General features: G+C 46.0%; 20 protein-coding genes and 1 pseudogene. All 21 read left to right on the top strand.

Translation table 11 applies throughout. From position 1 onward, the window contains the following. Nucleotides 1–21: 21 nt before the first annotated feature. The 21 genes and pseudogenes from JNUCC1_RS05670 (at nucleotide 22) to JNUCC1_RS05570 (ending at nucleotide 24,453) form a co-directional block, all read left to right on the top strand. The gene (locus JNUCC1_RS05670) at nucleotides 22–873 is read left to right on the top strand and encodes a 3-hydroxybutyryl-CoA dehydrogenase (RefSeq protein WP_156644509.1); all 852 of its coding nucleotides are present in this window, start codon (nucleotides 22–24) and stop codon (nucleotides 871–873) included. A gap of 32 nt (nucleotides 874–905) precedes the next feature. Next, entirely contained in the window at nucleotides 906–2,045 is a 1,140-nt protein-coding gene (locus JNUCC1_RS05665) for an acyl-CoA dehydrogenase (RefSeq protein WP_156644508.1), read from the top strand. Between the two features lie 515 nt (nucleotides 2,046–2,560). Continuing rightward, nucleotides 2,561–3,700 carry an acyl-CoA dehydrogenase gene (locus tag JNUCC1_RS05660; protein WP_156644507.1) on the top strand — a complete coding sequence of 380 codons (1,140 nt, stop codon included), beginning with the start codon at nucleotides 2,561–2,563 and terminating at the stop codon, nucleotides 3,698–3,700. 55 nt (nucleotides 3,701–3,755) lie between these two features. Then, the gene (gene meaB / locus JNUCC1_RS05655; protein WP_156644506.1) at nucleotides 3,756–4,703 is read left to right on the top strand and encodes a methylmalonyl Co-A mutase-associated GTPase MeaB; all 948 of its coding nucleotides are present in this window, start codon (nucleotides 3,756–3,758) and stop codon (nucleotides 4,701–4,703) included. Beyond that, a complete protein-coding gene (locus JNUCC1_RS05650) occupies nucleotides 4,693–5,334 on the top strand; it encodes a TetR/AcrR family transcriptional regulator (protein WP_156644505.1) in 642 nt (213 codons plus the stop codon). Before meaB ends, JNUCC1_RS05650 begins: the two co-directional genes overlap by 11 nt. A gap of 42 nt (nucleotides 5,335–5,376) precedes the next feature. After that, on the top strand, nucleotides 5,377–8,616 hold the full coding sequence (gene icmF / locus JNUCC1_RS05645) for a fused isobutyryl-CoA mutase/GTPase IcmF (protein WP_156644504.1): 3,240 nt from the start codon (nucleotides 5,377–5,379) through the stop codon (nucleotides 8,614–8,616). Nucleotides 8,617–8,837: 221 nt separating this feature from the next. After that, entirely contained in the window at nucleotides 8,838–9,380 is a 543-nt protein-coding gene (rpoE, locus tag JNUCC1_RS05640; protein WP_331713620.1) for a DNA-directed RNA polymerase subunit delta, read from the top strand. A 687-nt stretch (nucleotides 9,381–10,067) separates the two neighbouring features. Next, nucleotides 10,068–11,674 (top strand): annotated as a pseudogene (locus tag JNUCC1_RS05635) (CTP synthase). 191 nt (nucleotides 11,675–11,865) lie between these two features. Further along, nucleotides 11,866–12,231, top strand: a complete 366-nt coding sequence (locus JNUCC1_RS05630) for a response regulator (RefSeq protein ID WP_197431642.1) — start codon at nucleotides 11,866–11,868, stop codon at nucleotides 12,229–12,231. Between the two features lie 179 nt (nucleotides 12,232–12,410). Then, nucleotides 12,411–13,274 (top strand): class II fructose-1,6-bisphosphate aldolase, encoded by an 864-nt coding sequence (gene fba / locus JNUCC1_RS05625; RefSeq protein ID WP_156644502.1) that lies wholly within the window; start codon nucleotides 12,411–12,413, stop codon nucleotides 13,272–13,274. 102 nt (nucleotides 13,275–13,376) lie between these two features. After that, the gene (gene fsa / locus JNUCC1_RS05620) at nucleotides 13,377–14,018 is read left to right on the top strand and encodes a fructose-6-phosphate aldolase (protein ID WP_156644501.1); all 642 of its coding nucleotides are present in this window, start codon (nucleotides 13,377–13,379) and stop codon (nucleotides 14,016–14,018) included. Nucleotides 14,019–14,093: 75 nt separating this feature from the next. Beyond that, complete coding sequence (locus tag JNUCC1_RS05615; protein ID WP_331713619.1) at nucleotides 14,094–15,380, top strand: UDP-N-acetylglucosamine 1-carboxyvinyltransferase; 1,287 nt, start codon at nucleotides 14,094–14,096, stop codon at nucleotides 15,378–15,380. A gap of 108 nt (nucleotides 15,381–15,488) precedes the next feature. After that, entirely contained in the window at nucleotides 15,489–16,460 is a 972-nt protein-coding gene (gene glpX / locus JNUCC1_RS05610; RefSeq protein WP_156644500.1) for a class II fructose-bisphosphatase, read from the top strand. A 292-nt stretch (nucleotides 16,461–16,752) separates the two neighbouring features. Beyond that, nucleotides 16,753–18,030 (top strand): transcription termination factor Rho, encoded by a 1,278-nt coding sequence (gene rho, locus JNUCC1_RS05605; RefSeq protein WP_156644499.1) that lies wholly within the window; start codon nucleotides 16,753–16,755, stop codon nucleotides 18,028–18,030. 164 nt (nucleotides 18,031–18,194) lie between these two features. Further along, nucleotides 18,195–18,440: a type B 50S ribosomal protein L31 gene (locus tag JNUCC1_RS05600; RefSeq protein ID WP_156644498.1), complete on the top strand. Its 246-nt coding sequence runs from the start codon at nucleotides 18,195–18,197 to the stop codon at nucleotides 18,438–18,440. Between the two features lie 148 nt (nucleotides 18,441–18,588). Beyond that, entirely contained in the window at nucleotides 18,589–19,209 is a 621-nt protein-coding gene (locus JNUCC1_RS05595; protein ID WP_156645411.1) for a thymidine kinase, read from the top strand. Between the two features lie 385 nt (nucleotides 19,210–19,594). Continuing rightward, a complete protein-coding gene (gene prfA, locus JNUCC1_RS05590) occupies nucleotides 19,595–20,665 on the top strand; it encodes a peptide chain release factor 1 (protein WP_156644497.1) in 1,071 nt (356 codons plus the stop codon). Between the two features lies 1 nt (nucleotide 20,666). Then, nucleotides 20,667–21,551 carry a peptide chain release factor N(5)-glutamine methyltransferase gene (gene prmC / locus JNUCC1_RS05585; protein WP_156644496.1) on the top strand — a complete coding sequence of 295 codons (885 nt, stop codon included), beginning with the start codon at nucleotides 20,667–20,669 and terminating at the stop codon, nucleotides 21,549–21,551. A gap of 453 nt (nucleotides 21,552–22,004) precedes the next feature. After that, nucleotides 22,005–22,631, top strand: a complete 627-nt coding sequence (gene spoIIR / locus JNUCC1_RS05580; RefSeq protein WP_156644495.1) for a stage II sporulation protein R — start codon at nucleotides 22,005–22,007, stop codon at nucleotides 22,629–22,631. An 85-nt stretch (nucleotides 22,632–22,716) separates the two neighbouring features. Then, nucleotides 22,717–23,118 (top strand): GNAT family N-acetyltransferase, encoded by a 402-nt coding sequence (locus JNUCC1_RS05575; protein ID WP_156644494.1) that lies wholly within the window; start codon nucleotides 22,717–22,719, stop codon nucleotides 23,116–23,118. A gap of 285 nt (nucleotides 23,119–23,403) precedes the next feature. Then, complete coding sequence (locus JNUCC1_RS05570; RefSeq protein WP_156644493.1) at nucleotides 23,404–24,453, top strand: L-threonylcarbamoyladenylate synthase; 1,050 nt, start codon at nucleotides 23,404–23,406, stop codon at nucleotides 24,451–24,453. Nucleotides 24,454–24,483: the final 30 nt, after the last annotated feature.

The following is a 24,483-nucleotide window of genomic DNA, read 5'->3' as shown; positions in this document are numbered from 1 at the left end:
ATTATCCGAGGAGGCAAACACATGGAACCAAAAACCATCATGGTCGTTGGTGCAGGACAAATGGGTGCTGGAATTGCACAAGTGTGCGCCCAGTCCGGCTTCAACGTCTATTTAAACGATATGAATGAAGCAGCCCTTGAAAAAGGCATCTCAGGCATTGGGAAGCGTTTGGACCGAGCTGTTGAAAAGGAACGCATCACTGAAGAGGATAAAAACGCAGCGCTTGAGCGTCTTGAACCTTCCAACACACTGGAAGATGCCAAGGATTGCGATGTCGTTATTGAAGCGATTGTGGAAAAAATTGAAGTTAAAACAAGCGTGTTCCAGGAGCTGGATACCCACGCCCCTGCTCATGCCATATTGGCGACCAATACCTCTGCACTTCCAATTACGGAAATTGCTGCTGTAACGAATCGTCCGGATCAGGTCATTGGCATGCATTTCATGAACCCAGTCCCTGTCATGAAGCTGGTAGAAATCATTCGCGGTTTGCAGACAAGTGACGAGACCTACAAGATAATTGAACAATTGACGCATGCCTTGTCAAAAACCCCTGTGGAAGTGAACGATTCCCCAGGATTTGTGTCGAATCGGGTTTTAATGCCTATGATTAACGAAGCCATTTATACTGTCTATGAAGGCGTTGCAACACCGGAAGATGTGGATACGGTTATGAAGCTGGGTACAAACCATCCTATGGGGCCATTGACACTTGCTGATTTTATTGGTTTGGATACGTGCCTATACATTATGGAAGTTCTGCACGAAGGGTTTAAAGACAGCAAGTACAGACCTTGTCCACTGCTCAGAAAATACGTCAACGCTGGCTGGCTCGGCAAAAAGTCCGGTCGTGGCTTCTACACTTATGATTAATCATCAAACAGCGCGGCTGAGGAGGCTTGCAGATGCAGCTTACATTTACTGAAGAACAACAGATGATGCAAAAAATGGTGCGTGATTTTGCGAAACAAGACGTGCTGCCGGAAGTGGAACGCATGGAACAAGAAGATCGTTTTCCGAAAGAATTGATTGCTAAAATGGGAGAACTCGGGTTAATGGGTGTACCCGTTCCAGAAACATATGGTGGCAGCGGCATGGATTTTACGTCCTATATTATCGCAATCCATGAATTATCCAAGGTCAGCGCTGCCTTGGGGGTTATGCTGTCGGTTCATACATCAGTCGGCACCAACCCAATTTTGTACTTTGGCACAGAAGAACAGAAAAAGCATTACATTCCAAAACTGGCATCTGGTACATATCTTGGTGCCTTTGCTCTGACAGAACCTGGAGCGGGTTCAGATGTGGCCAACTTGAAAACACGCGCCAAAGCAGATGGGGACGACTATCTGCTTTCAGGTGAAAAAGCGTTTATCACTAACGGCGGAGTGGCGGACACATACATTACCTTCGCTCGAACAGGTGAAAGTGCCGGAAGTAAAGGCATCAGTGCATTTATTGTCGAAAAAGACACGCCTGGATTTGTCATCGGCAAACAGGAGAAAAAAATGGGGCTTCATGGTTCTCAAACAGTAGGGCTGACATTTGATAATTGTCGTGTATCGAAATCACAGATGCTCGGTGAAGAAGGTGACGGGTTCAAGATTGCGATGGCGAACTTGAACGTTGGAAGAATCGGGATTGCAGCTCAGGCACTTGGCATTGCTGAAGCTGCATTGGAACACGGTGTTGCCTATGCGAAAGAGCGGGAACAATTCGGTAAGTCAATTGCGCATAACCAAGGCATCTCATTTAAGCTTGCAGATATGGCCACAGAGGTTGAAGCGGCCAAGTTGCTGACTTATAACGCTGCAGCAATGGTTGGACGCGGTGAACCTACAGGAAAGCAAGCTTCAATGGCGAAGATGTTTGCATCTGAAACAGCAACCAAGACCGCTATCGAAGCACTCCAAGTGTATGGTGGCTACGGCTATACCGAAGATTATCCGATGGAGCGCTTTTTCCGTGATGCCAAAGTCACCGAAATATACGAAGGCACAAACGAAATCCAGCATCTCGTCATAGCGAAACAATTGCTGGGCTAAACAGCTTGCTACTGCCTCCCCCGCTCGGGGAAAACACTCCGCGTCCAGTGGGCGCTGATGAGCCTCCTCGCGCTGCGCGCTCCGGGGTCTCATCTAGGCTTTTTCTCCCACAGGAGTCTCCGTGTTTTCCCCAAGCTAGGTATGAGAGGTTATTCTCTAACTCTTATGTGAGTAAAATCGTCCAAGCCACTGTATTACATAAAGTGATTGGAGCGGAGGGAAGTCGACTCCTGCGGGAACAGCACGAGTCCGAAGACCCCGGAGCGAGGACATTAAGGAGGGTCGACTAAGACCGTCCTTTGCGGACAACGTCGACATACCCCTTGCCGGGGCAAGGAGGCTGAAGCCGTGCCCGAGGCTAGAAGACACTGTGAAAGTGGTCTTCTTGAACAGATGTCGCACTTGAGCTGTGATAAAGTTAAAGCGACTTCCCGCAGCGGAAATCACGTCTCTGCTACAAGTGATGTTGGACTTTATTAAAATGAGCTACTGTCAATTTAAGGAGGAAGTTTGATATGGATTTTCAATTAACGGATGAACAGAATATGCTGCGGAAAATGGTTCGGGATTTTGCTAAGAAAGAGGTGGAGCCTACAGCGGCAGAACGTGATGAAGAAGAGCGTTTTGATAGAGAGATTTTTGACAAAATGGCTGAACTGGGACTGACAGGAATTCCTTGGCCGGAGGAGTACGGTGGCATTGGTTCAGATTATGTCAGCTATGTAATTGCAGTTGAAGAGCTGTCCCGTGTGTGTGCATCAACAGGTGTTACCTTGTCGGCCCACATATCACTTGCCAGCTGGCCGATCTTTAAATACGGCAATGAATCACAGAAGAAAAACTTCCTTCACCGGCTGGCCACAGGGGAAGCTCTTGGTGCTTATGCCTTATCAGAGCCAGGAGCAGGCAGTGACGTGGCTTCGATGAAAACTGTCGCCAAACAAGATGGTGATGATTACATTTTGAGCGGGAGTAAAGTATGGATCACTAACGGCGGCGTCGGTGATATTTATATCGTGTTTGCGAAGACAGATGCAGATGCCAAGCACCGCGGCATCAGTGCCTTCATCGTAGAAAAAGGCACTGAAGGTTTCAGTTTCGGGAAAAAAGAAAAGAAGCTTGGCATTCGGTCATCCCCGACAACAGAACTTATATTTGAAAATTGTCGGATCCCGAAAGAGAACATGCTCGGGAAAGAAGGTGATGGCTTTAAAATTGCCATGTCCACCCTTGATGGCGGGCGCAACGGTATTGCCGCACAGGCGCTTGGGATCGCACAAGGCGCATTGGATGCAGCAGTCGATTATGCGAAAGAGCGTGAGCAGTTCGGAAAGCCGATTGCCCACAATCAGGGAATTTCTTTCAAGTTAGCTGATATGGCAACTGAAATAGAAGCTTCACGTCTATTAACCTATCAGGCGGCCTGGCTCGAATCAGAAGGCCTGCCATACGGCAAAGCTTCTGCAATGTCAAAACTGTTTGCAGGAGATGCAGCGATGCGCATTACAACTGAAGCCGTTCAAGTCTTTGGCGGCTATGGCTATACGAAAGACTATCCGGTTGAACGCTACATGCGCGATGCCAAGATTACACAAATTTATGAGGGTACAAATGAAATCCAGCGTCTTGTTATCGGACGTATGCTGACGAAATAACTTAAGGCTTAACGAGCGGAATTGCAGCTCAGTGCCTGGAGAAAGGATGGCTTCTATGCATCCTATAGTGGAAAGAATTGCCCAAAAAGACGTTCGCGCGCTTGCTAAAGCGATTACCATGGTCGAAAATGATGCGCCGGATAAGCTTGACATGCTGAGCGACGTGTTCAAGCTTCAAGGCAAAGCAAGGCTTGTAGGGCTCACAGGGTCACCCGGGGCCGGCAAGAGTTCTCTTGTCAATAGACTGATAGCCAATTTGCGGGCACAGGGCAAAACAGTGGCTGTTATTGCCGTTGACCCGACAAGTCCTTTCAGTGGCGGTGCTCTCCTTGGGGACCGGGTGCGCATGCATGAACATTTCACCGATGAGGGTGTTTTTATTCGCAGCATGGCGACCCGCGGCAGTCTCGGCGGGCTCGCCCGTGCAACGAAAGACGCACTCAGACTGTGTGATGCTTACGGGTTTGATGTGGTCATCGTTGAAACGGTCGGTGTTGGCCAATCAGAACTTGATATTATGAAAATTGTCGACACAACAGCGGTTGTGCTCACACCAAACAGTGGTGATGTGCTGCAAATTTTTAAAGCTGGGATTATGGAAATCGCTGATCTTTTCGTTATCAATAAAGCCGATCTGCCTGGTTTTGGCAAATTAAAAGCGATGTTGAAAGAACTTGTCATGATCACTGCGACGCATGAGCATGAAAAGGCCATTATTAAAACGATCGCCACCGATAACAAAGGCATCGATAAGTTGCTTGCAGCTGTAGATGCTCATCATGACTATTTATATCAAACACAAGCAGGCAGAAGGAAGCGCGAAGATCAGCTGAGATTCGAAGTTTATGAGCTGATCAGGGAAGAAATTTGGCGTGATGTGGCAGCTTTTGTCGATCACCATCCCCCAGAGGAAGGATTTTCTGAAACGACAGATCCTTATCGTACAGCCAAGCGCCTATATGCCAAATGGAAAGAGACAGGAGGGAGCGCACATGAGCAATGAATCGTCCCTTTCATCTGTAAAAGATGAGCAGCTTGTTGCCAAACGAAGGGCCCAGATGATTCAGGGCGCCCTCAAGCTGTTTAAGGAAAAAGGGTTTCACCGGACCACCACCCGTGAAATTGCAAAGGCCAGTGGATTCAGTATCGGCACCTTATATGAATATATCCGCACGAAAGAAGATGTGCTGTATTTCGTCTGTGAATCGATCTATGAACAGGTGCATGAGCGGCTTGAAGAAGCCATTGATTTTGAAAATGCTTCGGTCAGTCATTTGGCTGCGGTTGTGTCGTCCTATTTTCATTTGGTCGATCAGATGCAGGAAGAAATTTTGATTATGTATCAGGAGGCTAAATCGCTTTCTAAAGAAACCAAATCATACGTTTTGCAAAAAGAACGCGATATGGTGGCGATGCTTGAACGGGTGATGATCGCCTGTTTGCCCGAGGATATGCCGAAAAGAGATGTCTCTTTAATTGCCAACAATATATTCATTCAAGGTCAGATGTGGGGATTCCGGCGCTGGATGCTCCATAACCAATTTACGCTGGAGGCCTATATCGACAGGCAGATTCACTATCTGTTCAAATCACTTGGGCTTGAAGAGGAAGAAGCGAGTAATCTGACGGGATAAATGACTTATTAAAATTAACAGAAAACAAAGGGGAGAGGTTTCATGCAAGAAACAACAGTTTACAAACCGGTCCATGCAGTCCGCTTTGTGACGGCATCCAGTTTGTTTGACGGTCATGATGCATCAATCAATATTATGAGACGGATCATGCAATCGAGCGGTGCTGAGGTGATTCATCTGGGCCATAACCGCTCTGTTGAAGAAGTGGTTCATGCGGCCATCCAGGAAGATGTTCAGGGGATCGCCATTTCATCCTACCAGGGTGGGCACGTCGAATATTTCAAGTATATGTATGATCTCTTGCAGGAGCTGGATGCTGGTCACATTAAGATCTTTGGTGGCGGCGGCGGGGTGATCATACCGCGCGAAATTAAGGAACTTCACGACTATGGCATCGATTGGATCTTTTCACCAGAAGACGGCCGGGAAATGGGTCTGCAAGGCATGATCAACCGCATTGTTGAATTATGCGATTTTCTGCCCCCAGTTGACCTTGAAAAAGACAAGGCGAAATTGGCAAAAAGCGACCGTCAGACTGTCAGCCGTTTTATAACGTATATGGAAAACGAGGAAACAGAAGAAGCAGATCGGGAGCGGGTTTTAAAAGATTTAAGAGAACAATCCAACAACGCGCCTGTTCTTGGAATCACAGGAACAGGTGGCTCGGGTAAAAGCTCTTTGACAGATGAATTGATCAGGCGTTTTATCAATGAAGTCCCTGACAAGAAAGTGGCGATCATTTCCATCGACCCAACCAAACGCAAAACAGGTGGAGCGTTGCTTGGAGACCGGATTCGCATGAATGCCATATTCTCGGACCGTGTTTATATGAGATCGCTCGCCACAAGAGATTCGAGGTCAGAATTATCGCGTGCGATTGAAGACGTGATTACCGTTGTTCGGGCAGCGGGCTATGATTTTATCATTGTCGAAACGAGCGGTATTGGACAAGGGGACGCAGCCGTAACTGATATTACCGATTTGTCGATGTATGTCATGACAGCAGAATTCGGTGCCCCCACACAGCTGGAAAAAATCGACATGATCGATTTTGCCGATTTTATTGTCATTAACAAATTTGAACAAAAAGGCTCTGAGGATGCGCTCAACCAGGTGCGCAAACAGTATGAGCGGAGCCATATGCTCTTCCATCAGGATAAAGAAGCCTTTCCAGTATTCGGCACCATTGCCAGTCAATTTAACGACGCTGGAACCAATGCCTTATTTGCAAGCATCATTGATACACTGAACGACCGCTACGGCTGGGAAAACCAAATAGACTTTGACAGGCACGTCATTGCCGAAAAGCAAAATCTGATCATCACGAACGAGCGACGCCACTATTTGCAGGAGATTGCTCAGCATGTGCGCGGTTATCATAAACATACTGAAGACCAAAGCGCCATCGCACGGAAACTCTATCAGCTTAAAGGTGCTCAATCGATCCTGGACAGCAACGAGGCGGCCGCGGCAATTGACGAAACGGTTGCAACATATGAAGAACAGCTTCATCCGCGTTCAAAGAAGCTGCTTGACAGCTGGGATGAAACAAAAGAAAGCTATGAGCAGGACACCATGACGTTTAAGATCCGTGACAAAGACATCACAATGGATCTGACAACTGAAACCCTTTCAGGACTTAAAGTACCAAAAGTTGCGTATCCGAAATTCAGCGACTGGGGCGAGCGCCTTAACTGGCTGATGCGGGAAAACGTCCCAGGCGCCTTTCCGTTTACAGCAGGCGTCTTTCCTTTCAAACGAAAAGGTGAAGATCCAACACGTCAATTTGCCGGTGAGGGGACCCCTGACAGAACGAACCGCCGCTTTCATTATCTATCCAAAGGGGAGGAAGCCAAGCGTTTGTCCACTGCATTTGACTCTGTGACATTGTATGGCGAAGACCCTGCACATCGGCCGGATATTTACGGGAAAGTCGGCGAGAGTGGCGTCAACATATGTACACTTGAAGATATGAAAAAGTTGTACGAAGGATTTGATCTGACCGATCCGAAAACTTCTGTCTCTATGACCATCAATGGTCCGGCTCCTATTATCCTGGCGATGTTTTTCAATACAGCGATTGACCAGAAAGTGGCGCTGTTTGAAGAAGAAAACGGCCGCAAGCCTTCTGATCAAGAATATGAAACGATCAAAAACGAAACCATTTCGGTTGTCCGCGGCACGGTTCAGGCAGATATTTTAAAGGAAGATCAGGGTCAGAACACGTGCATCTTCTCGACGGAATTTGCACTGAGAATGATGGGAGACATTCAACAGTACTTTATTGACAAAGAAGTGCGCAATTACTACTCTGTCTCTATTTCGGGCTATCATATTGCTGAAGCGGGGGCCAATCCGATCACACAGCTTGCATTCACATTGGCAAACGGGTTCACATATGTGGAATATTATTTGAGCCGCGGCATGGACATTAACAAATTTGCGCCGAACTTGTCATTTTTCTTCTCAAACGGACTTGATCCGGAGTATACCGTCATTGGTCGCGTGGCCCGACGGATCTGGGCCATTACGATGCGAGATAAATATGGTGCAAACGAGCGCAGTCAGAAGCTGAAATACCATATTCAGACCTCCGGGAGATCACTGCATGCACAGGAAATTGATTTCAACGATATCCGGACGACTTTGCAGGCGCTGATTGCCATTCAGGACAATTGTAATTCCCTGCACACAAACGCTTATGATGAGGCGATTACAACACCGACAGAAGAATCTGTGCGCCGTGCGATGGCGATCCAGATGATCATAAACAAGGAAATGGGCTTGACTAAAAACGAAAACTCTCTGCAAGGCTCGTTTATCGTCGAAGAGCTCACAGATCTTGTCGAAGAAGCTGTCCTTCAGGAATTTGAACGCATGAATGACAGAGGTGGAGTTCTTGGCGCGATGGAAAGACAATACCAGCGCGGAAAAATCCAGGAAGAATCCTTGTATTATGAAGGAAAGAAACATTCCGGAGAACTGCCGATCGTCGGGGTGAATACCTATTTGAATCCAAATCCGCCGACAGAAGATGAGATCAATGCCATGGAGTTGGCACGGGCATCCAAAGAAGAGAAAGAACAACAGATTACTCAGTTAAAGGCTTTCCAAGAAACACATGGCGACAAAACAGAAGCTGCTCTGGAGCGGCTTAAGAAAACCGCAGCATCAGGCGGCAATATTTTCGAAGAGCTGATGGAGACGGTCAAAGTCGCAAGCCTTGGCCAAATTACCGGTGCACTATACGAAGTTGGCGGCCAATATCGCCGAAACATGTAATTTATATTTTTTAAAGCCTGGAAAAACAGTTCCATATTCCAGGCTTTTCTTTTTGGGATCATAGGTTTCATCATAAGTGGGGAAAACAAAAAATATACGTGCTTTTTCTTGGCATAATCGTATGTACTTTGATTATAATGTATGATATGGTTTTGAACATGACTAAGAAATAAGCAGGTTTTACCACCTGGGATTATATAAGAAAAAGGGAGTGCTTTGCCGTGAGTTTGAAAACCGTTGGCCAAGATGAACTTAAAAAGATTTCTATGCTCGAATTGGCAGACATGATTTTGCATGAAGAGGGAAAAGCGATGCATTTTAGAGATGTATTTGCCAAAATCCAAGAAATTAAAGGCTTTAGTGACGACGAATCATCAGATCGTCTTGCACAATTCTATACAGATCTGAACCTGGACGGACGCTTTTTGACCACAGGAGAAAACATGTGGGGCTTAAAACGCTGGTATCCAGTTGAACAAATTGATGAAATTATCACCACTGAATCACCGAAAAAGACCAAAACTAAAAAGAAGAAAACAAAAAAGAAAGCTGAACCGGTCGAGGAAGAAGCGGAAGACCTTGAAACCGTTGATGACGATATTGATGAACTGACACGTAACCTTGCAAAAGGCGATGAAGATGAGGACACAGCATTCACGCCAGAGTATGATGACGATTACGATGAAGAGTTTGACGACGAAGACTTTGACGAAGATGATGAAGACGGGTCATATGAGGACGAAGAAGAGGAAGAAGAGGAATAAAAACACCCTTGACTTTTCCCGGCATTATGCTAAAATTCCTATTGGGCTCTTTAAAAGAAACCACACAAGCGTTTCCCCATGCAAAACAATGGGGGAGCGCTTTTATTATTTAACGCACGTATACAAACCGTCCATTGATAAATGGCAAGCACAAAATTTGTGACTGCTTCTAGAGGCCGCTCGGAGGAAACACTGCGCTTTAGAATTCATAGTGGCGAATTAGGGCACGGATCATCTTTTGTTTAAAGACCTTGAGGGGCTGGGCGATGATGCTGGACTAAGGCCGGTTTTAGTCGACCATCCTTAACGTGTTCTCAGCGGATCTTCGGGAGGGTGCTATACCAGTAGGAGTCTTCATGTATTTTCTACGCTATAAATCTGATACTCAAGTTTTTGCTGCTGTTAATGGGCAAACATAAAGTGACGTGCTCATCAAAGAGTAAAAAATAACCCATCACCGAGCTTCGGGAAAACACGGAGACTCCTATGGGATGCAGAGCCTCGGTGAGACCCCGGAGCGCGGTAGCGCGAGGAGGCTCAGCAGCGCCCATGGAAAGCGCAGTGTTTTCCCGAAGCTCGGTGGTGCGAGGCAGTCATTATATGTACGGTAATCTTTTATTATTTTTATATGAATAAGCTTTGGGACATTGAGGACGATATATTATAACGGAAAGCGAGAGGTTGAACATGACCAAGTATATTTTTGTAACCGGTGGTGTTGTGTCATCACTTGGTAAAGGCATTACGGCTGCTTCTCTGGGCAGACTTTTAAAAAATCGTGGACTGAAGGTAACACTGCAGAAATTCGACCCGTATCTTAACGTCGATCCTGGCACCATGAGCCCTTACCAGCACGGCGAGGTATTTGTTACAGAAGACGGTGCAGAAACCGATCTTGACCTTGGTCATTATGAGCGGTTTATTGACATCAATCTGAACAAATACTCCAACATCACAACCGGAAAAGTATATTCCAGCGTCATCAAAAAAGAACGGCGCGGTGATTATCTCGGTGCGACAGTACAGGTGATTCCCCACATTACCAACGAGATTAAAGAACAGGTTTTCAGAGCTGGACAAGCTACGAAAGCAGATGTGGTCATTACAGAAATTGGCGGTACGGTCGGTGACATTGAATCCCTTCCTTTCCTTGAAGCGATCCGTCAAATCAAAAGTGACATTGGTAAAGAAAATGTGATGTACATCCACTGTACACTCGTTCCCTTTATTCAGGCAGCGGGTGAAATGAAAACAAAACCAACACAGCATAGCGTGAAAGAACTGCGGTCACTCGGTATCCAGCCTGACACGATTGTTCTCAGGACAGAACAGTCCATCAGCAGGGATAACAAAGAGAAAATTGCTTTGTTCTGCGACATTAATGAACAAGCGGTGATCGAAATGCGCGATGCAGATACACTGTACCGGATTCCGCTTGCCCTGCAGGAACAACATCTCGACCAACTTGTCTGTGACCATTTGAAACTTGAGTGTCAAGAAGCTGATATGGATGATTGGAAAGCATTGCTTGAGCGTGTTACGCATTTGTCCAAAACAGTCCATATCGGTCTTGTAGGCAAGTACGTTGAACTGCCTGATGCTTACTTGTCAGTCGTTGAGGCACTGAAGCACGCAGGATTTAAGCATGATACAGATATTGAAGTCCATTGGATCAACGCAGAGACCCTTGACGATTCCACAATCACAGCTGCTTTGACCAAAGTGGATGGGATCCTTGTTCCTGGTGGCTTTGGTGATAGAGGAATTGAAGGCAAGATCACAGCCATTCGATATGCACGGGAAAATAACATTCCGTTTTTCGGCATTTGTCTGGGTATGCAGCTTGCGACAGTCGAATTTGCCCGCAATGTTCTTGGGCTTGCTGGCGCGCATTCCGGTGAAATCGACCGGCGCACACCACACCCAGTCATCGATCTATTGCCGGAGCAGAAAGCCATCACCGATCTCGGGGGACCCTTCGTCTCGGCAGTTATCCTTGCATGCTGAAAGACGGTACAAAAGCAAAAACGGCCTATGACAATGCAAACATGATTGAGGAACGTCACCGTCATCGTTATGAATTTAACAATGACTATAGAGAACAGATGGAAGCTGAAGGTTTTGTCTTTTCAGGGACAAGTCCTGATGGGCGTTTGGTTGAAACGATTGAACTGGCTGACCACCCTTGGTTTATCGCCAGTCAGTTCCATCCCGAGTTCAAATCGCGTCCAACACGTTCGCATCCGCTGTTTGCCGGTTTTATTGGTGCAGCTCTTCATCAGCGGGAGAACTAACAGACTTAAAAAGACTTTAGCATGAAAATGTGCTAAAGTCTTTTTTGTATTGAGGAAGGGCCCTTTGTACCAAATAAATACTTGATTACAAAGACTTTAGTCTTATTTTAAAAAACGTTCTTTAAAAAGAAGGTTTTTGAATATTTAGTGTCGTATATATCACTATGGTAATAAATTTATGGGGCGCTCTTATGAAGAAGAACATACTGGTTGTGGACGACCAAGCAGGCATCAGAATGCTGTTGGAAGACGTTTTGACATATGAAGGGTTTGAAGTTAAAACGTGTGCGACAGGAATGGAAGCACTCACTGAGTTGCGCCAAGTACCGTATGATCTGGTGATACTTGATTATAAGCTGCCTGTGTTGGATGGCATGGAAGTGATCAGACATTTAGAAGCAGAAAATATTGATGTGCCTGCTGTTTTGATCAGCGGATTAGTCGAGGAGTTCAGTGAAGCTACAGAAGACTCTCAATTAATCAAGGCAGTAATCGGCAAACCCTTTAATGTGCAGGAAATCGGCAGTGTCATAAAAGGGGTTGTTAGCCCACCGTAATCTTAATTGAGACATTGAATCCTGACTCTCACAATTGTGTTCTTATTCACATTATAGACAAATACAATCCGACATTATGCGGTAATATGTTGCCTGTTTCTTCTTAAGTTGGTATTCTTGTATTGTGAACTAATATAATCAAACATAATTTTTGTTTTCAACTTTGAGGAGGATGCAGCATGCCGCTGGTTTCGATGAAAGAGATGCTTGAAGAGGGTAAAAGTAATGGCTATGCAGTCGGGCAGTTTAACTTGAATAACCTGGAATATGCTCAGGCAATTCTGCAGGCAGCAGAAAAAGAACAATCCCCTGTTATTCTTGGGGTATCAGAAGGTGCAGGCAGATACATGGGCGGTTTTAAAGTGGTTGTTTCCATGGTAAAGGCTTTGATGGAATCTTACGGGACGACGGTTCCGGTTGCGATTCATCTGGACCATGGTTCAAGCTTTAAAGCCTGCGCTGAAGCCATTCACGCGGGATTCACCTCCGTGATGATTGATGCCTCAGCCCTACCTTTGGATGAAAATATTGCTTTAACAAAAAAAGTGGTTGAGCTGGCCCATATCCATGGTGTCTCTGTAGAAGCTGAACTGGGCCGTGTCGGCGGTCAGGAAGATGACCTGATTGTAGAAGATGCGGAACAAGCGTATGCGATCCCGTCAGAGTGTGAGCGTCTCGTTAAAGAAACCGGCGTAGATTGTTTTGCGCCCGCCCTCGGATCTGTTCATGGACCGTACAAAGGAGAACCAAATCTGGGTTTTGACAGAATGGAAGAGGTCATGAATCTGACCAACATTCCGCTGGTTTTGCATGGGGGAACAGGAATACCAACGAAAGATATCCAGCGTGCCATTTCTCTTGGCTCAGCGAAAATCAATGTGAACACTGAAAATCAAATTAATCAAGCTAAAGCTGTTCGTAAAGTGCTTAATGAGCAGCCTGAACAATATGATCCGCGTAAGTATCTGGGACCAGGCCGTGAGGCCATAGAAGAAACCGTTATTGGAAAAATGCGTGAATTCGGATCGTCCAACAAAGCTTAACGATCAACTTAACAGAACGAAAGCAACGCCTTGGGTGCTTTGCTTTCGTTTTCTTTACATGAGGGCATTCATTTAATTTACAAAAAGGAGGAAGTATTATATATGAAGTTTTTTATTGATTCAGCTAATATTTCGGAGATCAGAGAGGCAAAAGAACTCGGCATTTTGGCAGGGGTAACGACTAACCCGAGTCTTGTAGCGAAAGAAGGCGTGTCTTTTCATGATCGTCTGAGAGACATTACAGCAGAAGTTTCAGGTTCTGTCAGTGCTGAAGTTGTGGCAGAAGATGCGGCAGGTATGATTGAAGAAGGCAAGGAGCTTGCAGCCATCGCGCCAAACATCACGGTGAAGGTTCCGATGACTTTGGAAGGTTTGAAAGCGGTCAAAGCGTTCAGTGATTTAAACATTAAAACGAATGTGACACTTATATTCAATGCCAACCAGGCGCTTCTGGCTGCACGAGCTGGGGCATCTTATGTGTCGCCATTTCTCGGAAGACTTGACGACATCGGTCATGATGGGATGGACCTGATTGCAACAATCGCCTCTATTTTCGACCGCCACAACATAACAACCGAAATTATCGCTGCATCGATTCGTCATCCTTTACATGTTACGGACGCAGCCTTGAACGGAGCTCATATAGCTACCATTCCTTATAAGGTGTTTGGGCAGCTTGTTAAGCATCCTCTGACAGACCAAGGTATTGAAAAATTCCTGGCTGACTGGAATAGTCAAAAGTAAAGAGCATAAAACTGGAAAAAGCATGCAGACTAAAGAATGTCTAAACGATTTTAAAGGTGAAGCGGGGTTTTTGAAGTGCAGAAAATTTTAATTGAAGGCGGGCGTTCTTTAAAGGGCCAAGTACGTATTGGCGGTGCCAAGAACAGTGCTGTTGCCCTATTGCCTGCTGCAATTCTTGCCGACTCAGATGTGGTAATAGAAGGGTTGCCGAATATATCTGACGTGTATACACTCGGCACGCTTCTTGAAGAGATTGGCGGAACGGTGGAATGGGAAGGTCAGACGGCACATATAGACCCATCTGAAATGGTTTCTATGCCGCTTCCCAATGGACTTGTGAAAAAGCTTCGCGCCTCCTATTACTTCATGGGCGCCATGCTCGGTAAATTCAATAAAGCGGTTATTGGGCTGCCAGGCGGCTGTCATTTAGGCCCGCGTCCGATCGACCAGCACATTAAAGGTTTCGAAGCACTCGGAGCCAAAGTAACGAATGAACATGGAGCTGTCTATTTAAGAGCCGATGAATTGAAAGGCGCACGTATTTATTTGGACGTTGTGAGTGTCGGGGCGACCATTAATATCATGCTTGCGGCTGTTAAAGCCAAGGGGCAGACAGTGATTGAGAATGCCGCCAAAGAGCCGGAAATCATTGATGTGGCCACGCTTTTAACAAGCATGGGCGCGAATATTAAAGGTGCCGGAACAGATGTCATTCGGATAGAAGGCGTTGAAAAGCTGAAAGGATGCCGTCACACGATTATTCCTGACAGAATTGAAGCTGGGACGTATATTATTGCAGCTGCTGCAGCTGGAGAAGACGTGATTATTGACAATGTTATTCCACAGCATCTGGAATCGCTGCTTGCTAAACTAAGAGAAATGGGTGTGTCCATCGAAGTCGGGGATGAACAGCTGCGGATTAAACCGCCCGAACAAATGAAAAGTGTCGACGTCAAAACACTCGTATATCCTGGATTTCCCACCGATTTGCAGCAACCTTTTACGACACTGCTGACTCAGGCATCTAATACTGGTGTGATCATTGATACAATTTATGCAGCCCGATTAAAACATATTGACGAACTAAGGCGTATGAATGCTATAATAAAGGTGGAAGGCGGATCAGTCATTGTGTCAGGTCCTGTGCAACTTGAAGGTGCAAGAGTGAGTGCCAGCGATTTGCGCGCAGGCGCAGCACTCGTCATTGCCGGTTTGATGGCTGATGGCATTACTGAGGTGACTGGTCTTGAACATATCGACCGAGGGTATGAAAAGTTGATAGAAAAGATGAGTGCACTCGGCGCCAAAATCTGGCGGGAAGATATGACCGATCAGGAAATCAGTCAACTCCAGAACTCTTAACAGCATGTATGGGCAATGATGACTGCCCCGGCCAAAAGGCCCTCCGCTTTTTAACATAGAATCTTCTTGGGATGAGGCTTCATATTTGTTAAAAGGGAGAGGGGAAACATGGAGAGAAGTTTAACGATGGAATTGGTCCGTGTCACAGAGGCAGCCGCATTATCCTCGGCACGCTGGATGGGCCGCGGCAAGAAGGAAGAAGCTGATGACGCGGCAACGTCTGCCATGCGAAAGGTTTTTGATACCATCCCAATGCGCGGAACAGTCGTCATTGGTGAAGGCGAAATGGACGAAGCGCCTATGCTTTATATTGGCGAAAAACTGGGTATGGGAAATGGTCCTGGTGTTGATGTTGCCGTTGATCCGCTTGAAGGCACCAACATCGTGGCCCAGGGGACATGGAACGCACTTGCTGTTATCGCGATCGCGGATGAGAAAACGCTGTTGCATGCACCAGACATGTATATGCAAAAAATTGCTGTCGGACCTCAAGCTGTAGGGACCATTGATATTAATGCGACCACTGAAGAGAATCTGCAAGCAGTAGCCAAGGCTAAGAATAAAGATATTGAAGATTTGGTTGCCATTGTCCTTGATCGTCCAAGACATGCCAAGCTTGTGGAAGAAATCCGCTCGGCGGGTGCACGCATTAAGCTTATTCCCGACGGTGATGTGGCAGCCGCAATCAATACGGCTTTTGAAGATACAGGCGTGGATATTTTATTCGGAATCGGCGGTGCTCCTGAAGGTGTACTCGCAGCTGTTGCCCTGAAATGCCTCGGCGGCGAGATTCAAGGCAAGCTTGTGCCATCGAATCAGGAAGAACAGGCCCGTTGTGAAGGCATGGGCATCACTGATATAAACAAAGTGTTTTATATGGAGGACTTCTGTAAAGGAGACGACGCCATTTTCGCCGCAACAGGTGTCACGGATGGCGAATTGCTGAAAGGTGTACAGTTCAAAGGCAGCCGTGCCACCACACAAACAGTCGTCATGCGTGCCAAAAGCGGTACCGTCCGATTTATAGATGGGGCACACAGTCTGAATAAAAAACCGCACCTCGTCATGGAAACAGAATAAATTCATTGGGAAGGCGGGCTAGCTTCAACCGCCTTCCCAATCATCATATATATAGACCTTCCTAAGAAAATCCCAAACGATTTAACATTTCCTATTAACAATACAAACTTATAACCGATTAAAAATAAGAAAGATTGGCTACCCTTAATAAAACAGATTGCCATCAACTTTCAAACTTCTGATTACGCTTCAATAGATCCTTTAATAGATGGAATGCCCCTAAGCTTCCACCAAATAATCAAAGCATTTCAAGTGAAACATAGTCATAAAAAAGAATAGGCAAGGTGATAGAATGACAGGATTGACGATATCCAAACTGGAAACATTAACACTTAAAGACCTTTATGCGCTTGCAAAAGAGTATAAAGTCTCGTATTATGCGAAACTGACAAAACGAGAATTGATTTTCTCCATACTAAAAGCCCAGGCTGAAAAAGATGGCTTTTTATTTATGGACGGTGTACTGGAAATTATTCCTTCAGAAGGTTTTGGTTTTCTCCGACCTATTAATTATTCTCCAAGTGCAGAAGATATCTACATCTCGGCATCACAAATCCGCCGCTTTGACCTCCGCAACGGTGACAAAGTATCAGGGAAAGTAAGACCGCCAAAAGAAAATGAACGCTATTATGGCCTGTTGCATGTGGATGCGGTCAATGGTGAAGACCCTGAAGCAGCCAAAGAGCGTGTGTATTTTCAAGCTTTAACGCCACTTTATCCAGATCGGTTTATGCAGCTTGAGCGGGAAACCAGAAGCATTTCTACCCGCATAATGGATATGATGACACCTGTAGGCTATGGGCAGCGCGGATTGATTGTAGCACCGCCCAAAGCGGGTAAAACGGTGCTCATCAAAGAGATGGCCAACAGCATTTCTGAAAACCACCCGGATGCCAAGCTTATTATCTTACTCGTTGATGAACGGCCTGAAGAAGTAACAGATATTGAACGCTCTGTTCACCCGGGTGTTGACGTGGTTGCTTCGACTTTTGACGAAGTGCCCGAAAACCATATAAAAGTGTCTGAACTTGTGCTGGAACGGGCCATGCGCCTTGTCGAGCATAAAAAAGACGTGATTGTGCTGATGGACAGCATTACGAGACTTGCCCGCGCATATAACCTCGTGATCCCGCCAAGTGGACGAACATTATCAGGCGGTATTGATCCGGCCGCATTCCACCGTCCTAAACGGTTCTTCGGTGCTGCGCGAAACATTGAAGAAGGCGGCAGCTTTACCATTTTAGCAACCGCACTTGTGGACACCGGCTCCCGAATGGATGATGTGATCTATGAGGAATTTAAAGGGACCGGCAATATGGAACTGCATCTTGACCGCAGTCTGGCAGAACGCCGCATTTTCCCTGCGATTGACATTATGCGTTCTGGTACGAGAAAAGAGGAACTGCTTGTTCCCAAAGCACATCTGGATAAAATGTGGGCCATTCGCAAAACAATGCAATCCACCCCAGACTTTATTGAACGTTTCCTGAAACGACTTCGGTCTTCCAAAAACAATGAAGAATTTTTCCAAATGATGGATGATGAGATGAAACGGCGCGGAACGAAATAGTCTAGCGCTTGTCGTGAAAAATCTGAATAACATTGAGTGGTTGCAATCAAGGCTTCAGGCTGATATAATCTTTTTATGTGAGTTTAGAGAGGTTAGCAGACCTTTGACGGCTCTTATAATAAACTCTGTTTCCAAAGGATTCAGGGCAGAAGGAGTGGAAAGAAATGAAAAAAGACATTCATCCGGAATACAGACAAGTTGTATTTCTTGACACAAGCTCAGATTTTAAATTCATGAGCGGCTCAACATTGGCTTCTGATGAAACCATTGAATGGGAAGATGGCAATTCATACCCATTGATTCGCGTTGAAATCAGTTCAGATTCACACCCATTCTATACAGGCAAGCAGAAAGCCGATAAAGTGGGCGGACGCGTGGATCGTTTCAAGAAGAAATACGGCATGAAATAATAGCTTAAATAAAAACAGGCAAACTTTTATACCTTTGCCTGTTTTTTATTTGTCTGATTTGAGGTTTTTAATCAGCCGTAAGCGTGGTAAACTAAAAGTGATACATAACATAGAATATAGAACAGCTTGGAAGGGAGCGCCCCTGAGTATGTATGAAATGAAGGAGCCCGGCTGGGTGGAAGTGATCTGCGGCAGTATGTTTTCAGGTAAGTCTGAAGAATTGATCCGTCGCATCCGCCGTGCCACATATGGCAAACTGAACGTTAGAACATTTAAACCAGCTATAGATAATCGCTTTAAAGGAGATTCCGTTGTTTCCCATGATGGGTCATCCGCCATCGCTCGGCCGGTGGAAAGGGCAACAGATATCTTGGAGCACGTCGACGATGATGTTGATGTTATTGGAATTGACGAGGCACAATTTTTTGATGAAGCATTGGAACCGGTAGCTGAATCATTGGCAGATGCAGGCAAGCGCGTTATCGTCGCCGGTCTGGATACCGACTTCCGTGGCGAGCCATTTGGTGCTATGCCGCGACTCATGGCCATGAGCGAAGCTGTGACCAAGCTGAATGCCATCTGTCCGGTATGCGGATCTCCCGCCAGCAGAACCCAGCGCTTAATTAATGGGAAACCCGCTTCCTACAACGATCCAATTATCCTTGTTGGCGCTAGCGAAAGCTACGAACCACGCTGCCGCCACCACCATGAAGTCCCTGGCAAACCGGGGAACACGATCGCTTTAAAAGCATTTGATACCCTGAAATAACCCAATGCACAGCCGCTCAGAATCGCAAAGGCTGTGCATTTTAGTATCTGGTTAAATTTTGACCCGAATCCCTGGTTATACTATAATTAGAATGTTAATCAGGACGATAGAATGAGTGGTATAGTGCTGGAAGGTGCGAGCGTGCATAACCCGGGTCGCGAATGTGCATAAAAGGAATTGAATGTGCATAACGGGCGACGAATGTGCATAAAAGGGATTGAATGTGCATGACGGGTGGCGAATGTGCATAAAAAGAATTGAACGTGCATAATCGTGAATTTAATATGCATAACCAGGTGGGACCGATGCAAATGCTTCTATTTTTCAGGGAAGATTGCTGAGGCAATACTATTTTTAAAGCTTAATATCAAAAGAGGTGACTGTGATGCTTGATCGTTTGCAATCGTTAGAAGATCGCTATAATAAATTGAACGAACTGCTCAGTGATCCTGAGGTTATCAGCGATACGAAGAAACTCCGTGAATATTCAAAGGAACAATCTGATCTGGAAGACGTAATCCAGGCGTACCGTGATTATAAAAATGTCACATCCGAATTAGATGATGCCAAAGTAATGCTTGAAGACAATTTGGATGATGATATGACAGATATGGTGAAAGCGGAGATTGAAGAACTGACAGAACGAAAGGCTGAACTAGAAGAAAACATGAAACTGCTGCTTCTCCCTAAAGATCCGAATGATGATAAAAACGTCATCATGGAAATACGAGGCGCTGCAGGTGGCGACGAGGCAGCGCTGTTTGCCGGCGATCTATACAGAATGTACAGCCGCTATGCGGAAAACCGTCGCTGGAAAATTGACGTTCTTGAAACACACTCAACAGGTGTTGGCGGCTACAAAGAAATTATTTTTATGATCAGCGGCACAGGGGCCTATTCCCAGCTGAAATACGAAAACGGTGCACATCGCGTGCAGCGCGTTCCTGAGACAGAGTCCGGCGGCCGGATTCATACCTCAACCGCAACCGTTGCTGTATTACCTGAAACCGAAGATGTGGAAGTGGACATTCATGATAAAGATATCCGAGTGGACACTTTTGCTTCCAGCGGTCCTGGCGGGCAAAGTGTTAACACCACGATGTCAGCTGTACGCCTGACACACGAACCAACAGGCGTGGTCGTTTCGATTCAGGATGAAAAGTCGCAAATTAAGAACAAAGAAAAAGCGATGAAAGTGCTCCGTGCTCGTATTTACGACATGTATCAGCAAGAAGCACAGGCTGAATATGATGAAAACCGTAAATCTGCTGTTGGCACTGGGGACCGTTCTGAGCGGATTCGCACCTATAACTTTCCGCAAAACCGAGTAACTGATCACCGGATAGGTTTGACCATCCAAAAACTTGACCAGATTTTAGAGGGCAAGCTTGAAGAATTTATCGATGCACTTCTGCTTGAAGAGCAAGCTAAAAAATTGGAACAGATCGGTGAATGATATGAATAAAGCCATCAAACAATATGAAGTCCTTAACAGGGCTTCTCTTTTTTTACAGCAGCATAACCGTGAAGAAAAGGTAGCAGAGCTTCTGCTTATGCATCATTTAGGCGTAAGCAGGAGTGCTTTCTTTGCCATGATGCGTGATGAAATTGAACCAGAGATATTGAACCCGTTTTGGCGCGATGTGGAAAAGCATGCGCAAACTGGGGTACCTGTCCAGCATTTGACAGGGTATGAATCATTTTATGGCCGTCGCTTTACAGTGACACCTGATGTGCTTGTCCCGCGCCCTGAAACAGAAGAACTTGTGGAACATATTTTAAATGCAGTTAAAGATAAAACGCGATTTAATCACCCTCTTACGATTGCAGATATCGGTACAGGCAGCGGCATCATTGCAACAACACTCGCACTTGAGCTTCCGGATGCTGTTGTATACGGAACAGATGTCTCAGAAAAAGCTTTAAAAGTTGCGCGAAGAAATGCTGAAATGCTGGAGGCAGAGGTGACATTTTATCAAGGGGATTTTTTACAACCTCTTATAGATCACAACCGTCTTCCCCAGATCATCGTGTCAAACCCGCCGTATATTGCACATTCTGAGAAAGACCTTCTCGCTGATACTGTACGTGACTATGACCCAGAGCTCGCCTTATTTGCCGACAACGATGGCCTGGCTGCTTATGAAGCCATTATTCGGCAGTCACAGAAACTGCCTGTTAAGATGCTTGCATTCGAAATCGGTCACACCCAAAGCAAACCCATCACAGCTCTAATCAAAAAAGCCTACCCAGAAGCACGTGTGGATACAATACAAGACATCAACCAAAAAAACCGTATCATCACAGCCCAACTGTATACGCCAACAACCAATTTCGGCTAAAGATCTCTAGGAGCCAGGCTTTGATTCTGGAAAAAGATGCTATTAGCAGACTCCCCTTAATATAGTCTCTTAGATCTTCGGACTCGTGCTTTTTCCGTATGCGTCGATTTCCACCGCATCAATCAAACTATTTCGGCGGCGTGGATAGCTTTATTATAAAAACAATGAAGAAGGTACACACGCTTCATCAAGCTCGGGGAAAACACGGAGACTCCTATGGGAGCAAAAGCCTAGGTGAGACCCCACAGCGCGCAGCGCGAGGAGGCTCAGCAGCGCCCATGGAAAGCGCAGTGTTTTCCCCGAGCGACTGCCAGAAGCAGTCGTTTCCAGGTTTTCGCTAAGTAATTCAAAGTCTATTATTCTCGCAAGGCTAAAAATAAAAGTGTTTTAGGAGTTTAAAAGATTCTCTTGCTGCCCATACTGTGAATAACAAACACAAAAGGGGTGCGGGAGATGAGACAGGTTATTTTTATTGCAATGATTAGTGTTATTTTACTTTTTAGCATGCCGAACCAAGGTGTCACGCAACAAGCTGGGGGCGAATCTTTTCAAGTTATCCCCGATGAAGCCATTCGCCTGAGGATTCTTGCCAACAGCGACTCTGAAAAAGATCAAGAGCTTAAGCACAAGGTGCGAGACGCCGTTAATGACCAGATTAATGGGTGGGTCGAGCATTTAACCGATATCCAGACTGCAAGAGACCTGATTGCTTCACGGATTCCAGATATTCAAGAAACTGTTGCAGGCATTCTGAACGAACAGCGCTCTGAACAAAGTTATGAAGTATCTTATGGTGAAAATGTCAACTTTCCGGTTAAGCTATATGGATCTTACGTTTATCCTGCTGGTGAATATGAAGCTGTGCTGATTACACTTGGCGAGGGACAAGGTGCGAATTGGTGGTGTGTCTTATTCCCGCCGCTCTGCTTTCTGGACTTTTCAAACGGAACAAGCACAGGTGAAGACGAAGCGGAGGAAGAGCCTGGGGCAACTGAACAGGTTACTGCTCATGCAGATGACCAGGAAGATGATGGCGTTAAAATTAAGTTTTTTCTATTTGATTGGCTTGGCTGGTCATAGATGAGAGAGTCCTCACATAGACTGGTAGAGATTCAACTCTGGCAGGCGCACTTTGCCAGAGTACCAGACTACGAGAGGTGATCGTATGAAAATCATTCGCGCTGAACATGTAACAGACGGTACAATTGACCAGTTACTCACACTTAATCCAGACTTGGACCAGCAATTGCTTAAGACCTGTGGATATGTTGTGGATAATGATGGCCTAACAGCAGGGTGTTTCGCTTTGGAGCAGGTTAAGTCGGATGTATATTGGCTCAGGCAACTTCAGCTAACCCCGGAAATGGCCGGTTCTGTGATTGTACTGATCGAGACGGTGATCAATATGGCAAAGGAAAAAGGTGCCCAGGCCCTCTACGTCCACAGTCATCAGCCCCAAGTTGATACACTGCTAACGGCTTTACAATTTGATGAAACGACTGTCACTCCAGGGGATGTTCAAGCTCCCGAACAGGCAGGGAAGTGGTGGATTTACCACATATCGTAAACATTACCATCAGTCTATTCACACTATCCACAGTCACTTGTGCATAAGCTGTATAAAAACTGTGGGAAAATGAAATTCCACTGTGGATATCCACAAGTAAGTAACGCTTAATCGTGAATAAATCAGCTTTTAAAGCTGTGTATATATGTGGATGAATTTTTGCGGGGTTAACTTTTGCGTATCAGCCAGGTTTGGCCTAAACTAATAAATAGATTCTTCGTCATGGCTTTGCCCAACAGGTGCAAGCCATTTATTTTTAAAATGGTTCAAGAAAGGCTGACCTATATGATAGAAACAAAACGATGGAACCTGACGTCTCATGCACCGTCGTCAGGTCAGGAGCCTGCAGACCAGGCAGTCTTGGATGCTTCCCATATGCTTCAAAGCGGCAAGACAGTTGCGTTTCCGACCGAGACGGTTTATGGACTTGGGGCTGATGCGACAAATGAGTCAGCTGTACAGCGTATTTTCACGGCGAAAGGACGTCCGGCTGACAACCCTCTGATTGCGCATGTTGCGACCAAAGATCAATTACAGAACCTTGTGGAAGAATTGACACCACTCGCTGACTGTCTGATTGAAGCATTTGCGCCAGGTCCGATTACATTTGTGCTCAGGAGCAATGGGGTATGTGCATCAAATGTCACGGCCGGCTTATCCACAGTTGGCATTCGCATGCCGGCACACCCTGTCGCCCAAAGGTTGTTAAGCACCTGCGATATCCCACTCGCAGCACCGAGTGCGAACACTTCTGGAAAACCGAGCCCTACTCGTGCTGATCACGTCTGGGCAGATTTATATGGACGTATTGACGGACTGATTGACGGCGGCAAAACAGGTGTGGGTCTTGAATCAACGGTGGTCGATTGCACCGGGGAAATCCCCGTCATTCTAAGGCCAGGCGCCATCACGCAGGACCAAATTAAAGCAGCCTGGGGAAGTGTTATGACAGATCCTGCTCTGGTGGCAACCACCTCGCAGCCTAAAGCACCGGGGATGAAATATACCCATTATGCCCCGGAAGTTCCGCTTATTCTGGCCAGCGGCACAGCTGACTTTTTACAGAAGCAGATTACAGCTGAGCAAGCTCAAGGCAAACGGGTTGGGCTTTTAGCAACAGATCACACGGCAAAGGACATACACGCTGACAGAATCTATACACTGGGCGATGAACTGCCGGTAGTGGCACAGCGTTTGTATGACGGCTTACGACTGTTTAAGAAAAGTGATGTTGACGTCATTTTTTGTGAAACATTCCCTGAGGAGGGCATTGGTCTGGCCATCATGAATCGGCTTAAGAAAGCGGCCGATGATAATATGAACGGCTTCTCATAATATCTCCTGGACATGCATATGTATGAGGCA

The sequence above is a fragment of the Lentibacillus sp. JNUCC-1 genome (assembly GCF_009741735.1).
Lineage (GTDB): Bacteria > Bacillota > Bacilli > Bacillales > Amphibacillaceae > Lentibacillus_B.
Note: the sequence above shows the minus strand (reverse complement) of the source record. Positions and strands in the feature narration are given on the sequence as shown.

Excerpts from the sequence above, each read along its gene's own strand:
- JNUCC1_RS05670 (WP_156644509.1), top strand. The coding sequence starts at position 22 with ATGGAACCAAAAACCATCATGGTCGTTGGTGCAGGACAAATGGGTGCT.
- meaB (WP_156644506.1), top strand. The coding sequence starts at position 3,756 with ATGCATCCTATAGTGGAAAGAATTGCCCAAAAAGACGTTCGCGCGCTT.
- JNUCC1_RS05650 (WP_156644505.1), top strand. The coding sequence starts at position 4,693 with ATGAGCAATGAATCGTCCCTTTCATCTGTAAAAGATGAGCAGCTTGTT.
- JNUCC1_RS05575 (WP_156644494.1), top strand. The coding sequence starts at position 22,717 with ATGAAAATCATTCGCGCTGAACATGTAACAGACGGTACAATTGACCAG.
- fsa (WP_156644501.1), top strand. The coding sequence starts at position 13,377 with ATGAAGTTTTTTATTGATTCAGCTAATATTTCGGAGATCAGAGAGGCA.
- JNUCC1_RS05665 (WP_156644508.1), top strand. The coding sequence starts at position 906 with ATGCAGCTTACATTTACTGAAGAACAACAGATGATGCAAAAAATGGTG.
- prmC (WP_156644496.1), top strand. The coding sequence starts at position 20,667 with ATGAATAAAGCCATCAAACAATATGAAGTCCTTAACAGGGCTTCTCTT.
- spoIIR (WP_156644495.1), top strand. The coding sequence starts at position 22,005 with ATGAGACAGGTTATTTTTATTGCAATGATTAGTGTTATTTTACTTTTT.
- JNUCC1_RS05595 (WP_156645411.1), top strand. The coding sequence starts at position 18,589 with ATGTATGAAATGAAGGAGCCCGGCTGGGTGGAAGTGATCTGCGGCAGT.
- JNUCC1_RS05600 (WP_156644498.1), top strand. The coding sequence starts at position 18,195 with ATGAAAAAAGACATTCATCCGGAATACAGACAAGTTGTATTTCTTGAC.
- icmF (WP_156644504.1), top strand. The coding sequence starts at position 5,377 with ATGCAAGAAACAACAGTTTACAAACCGGTCCATGCAGTCCGCTTTGTG.
- JNUCC1_RS05570 (WP_156644493.1), top strand. The coding sequence starts at position 23,404 with ATGATAGAAACAAAACGATGGAACCTGACGTCTCATGCACCGTCGTCA.
- prfA (WP_156644497.1), top strand. The coding sequence starts at position 19,595 with ATGCTTGATCGTTTGCAATCGTTAGAAGATCGCTATAATAAATTGAAC.
- glpX (WP_156644500.1), top strand. The coding sequence starts at position 15,489 with ATGGAGAGAAGTTTAACGATGGAATTGGTCCGTGTCACAGAGGCAGCC.
- JNUCC1_RS05660 (WP_156644507.1), top strand. The coding sequence starts at position 2,561 with ATGGATTTTCAATTAACGGATGAACAGAATATGCTGCGGAAAATGGTT.
- rho (WP_156644499.1), top strand. The coding sequence starts at position 16,753 with ATGACAGGATTGACGATATCCAAACTGGAAACATTAACACTTAAAGAC.
- fba (WP_156644502.1), top strand. The coding sequence starts at position 12,411 with ATGCCGCTGGTTTCGATGAAAGAGATGCTTGAAGAGGGTAAAAGTAAT.
- JNUCC1_RS05630 (WP_197431642.1), top strand. The coding sequence starts at position 11,866 with ATGAAGAAGAACATACTGGTTGTGGACGACCAAGCAGGCATCAGAATG.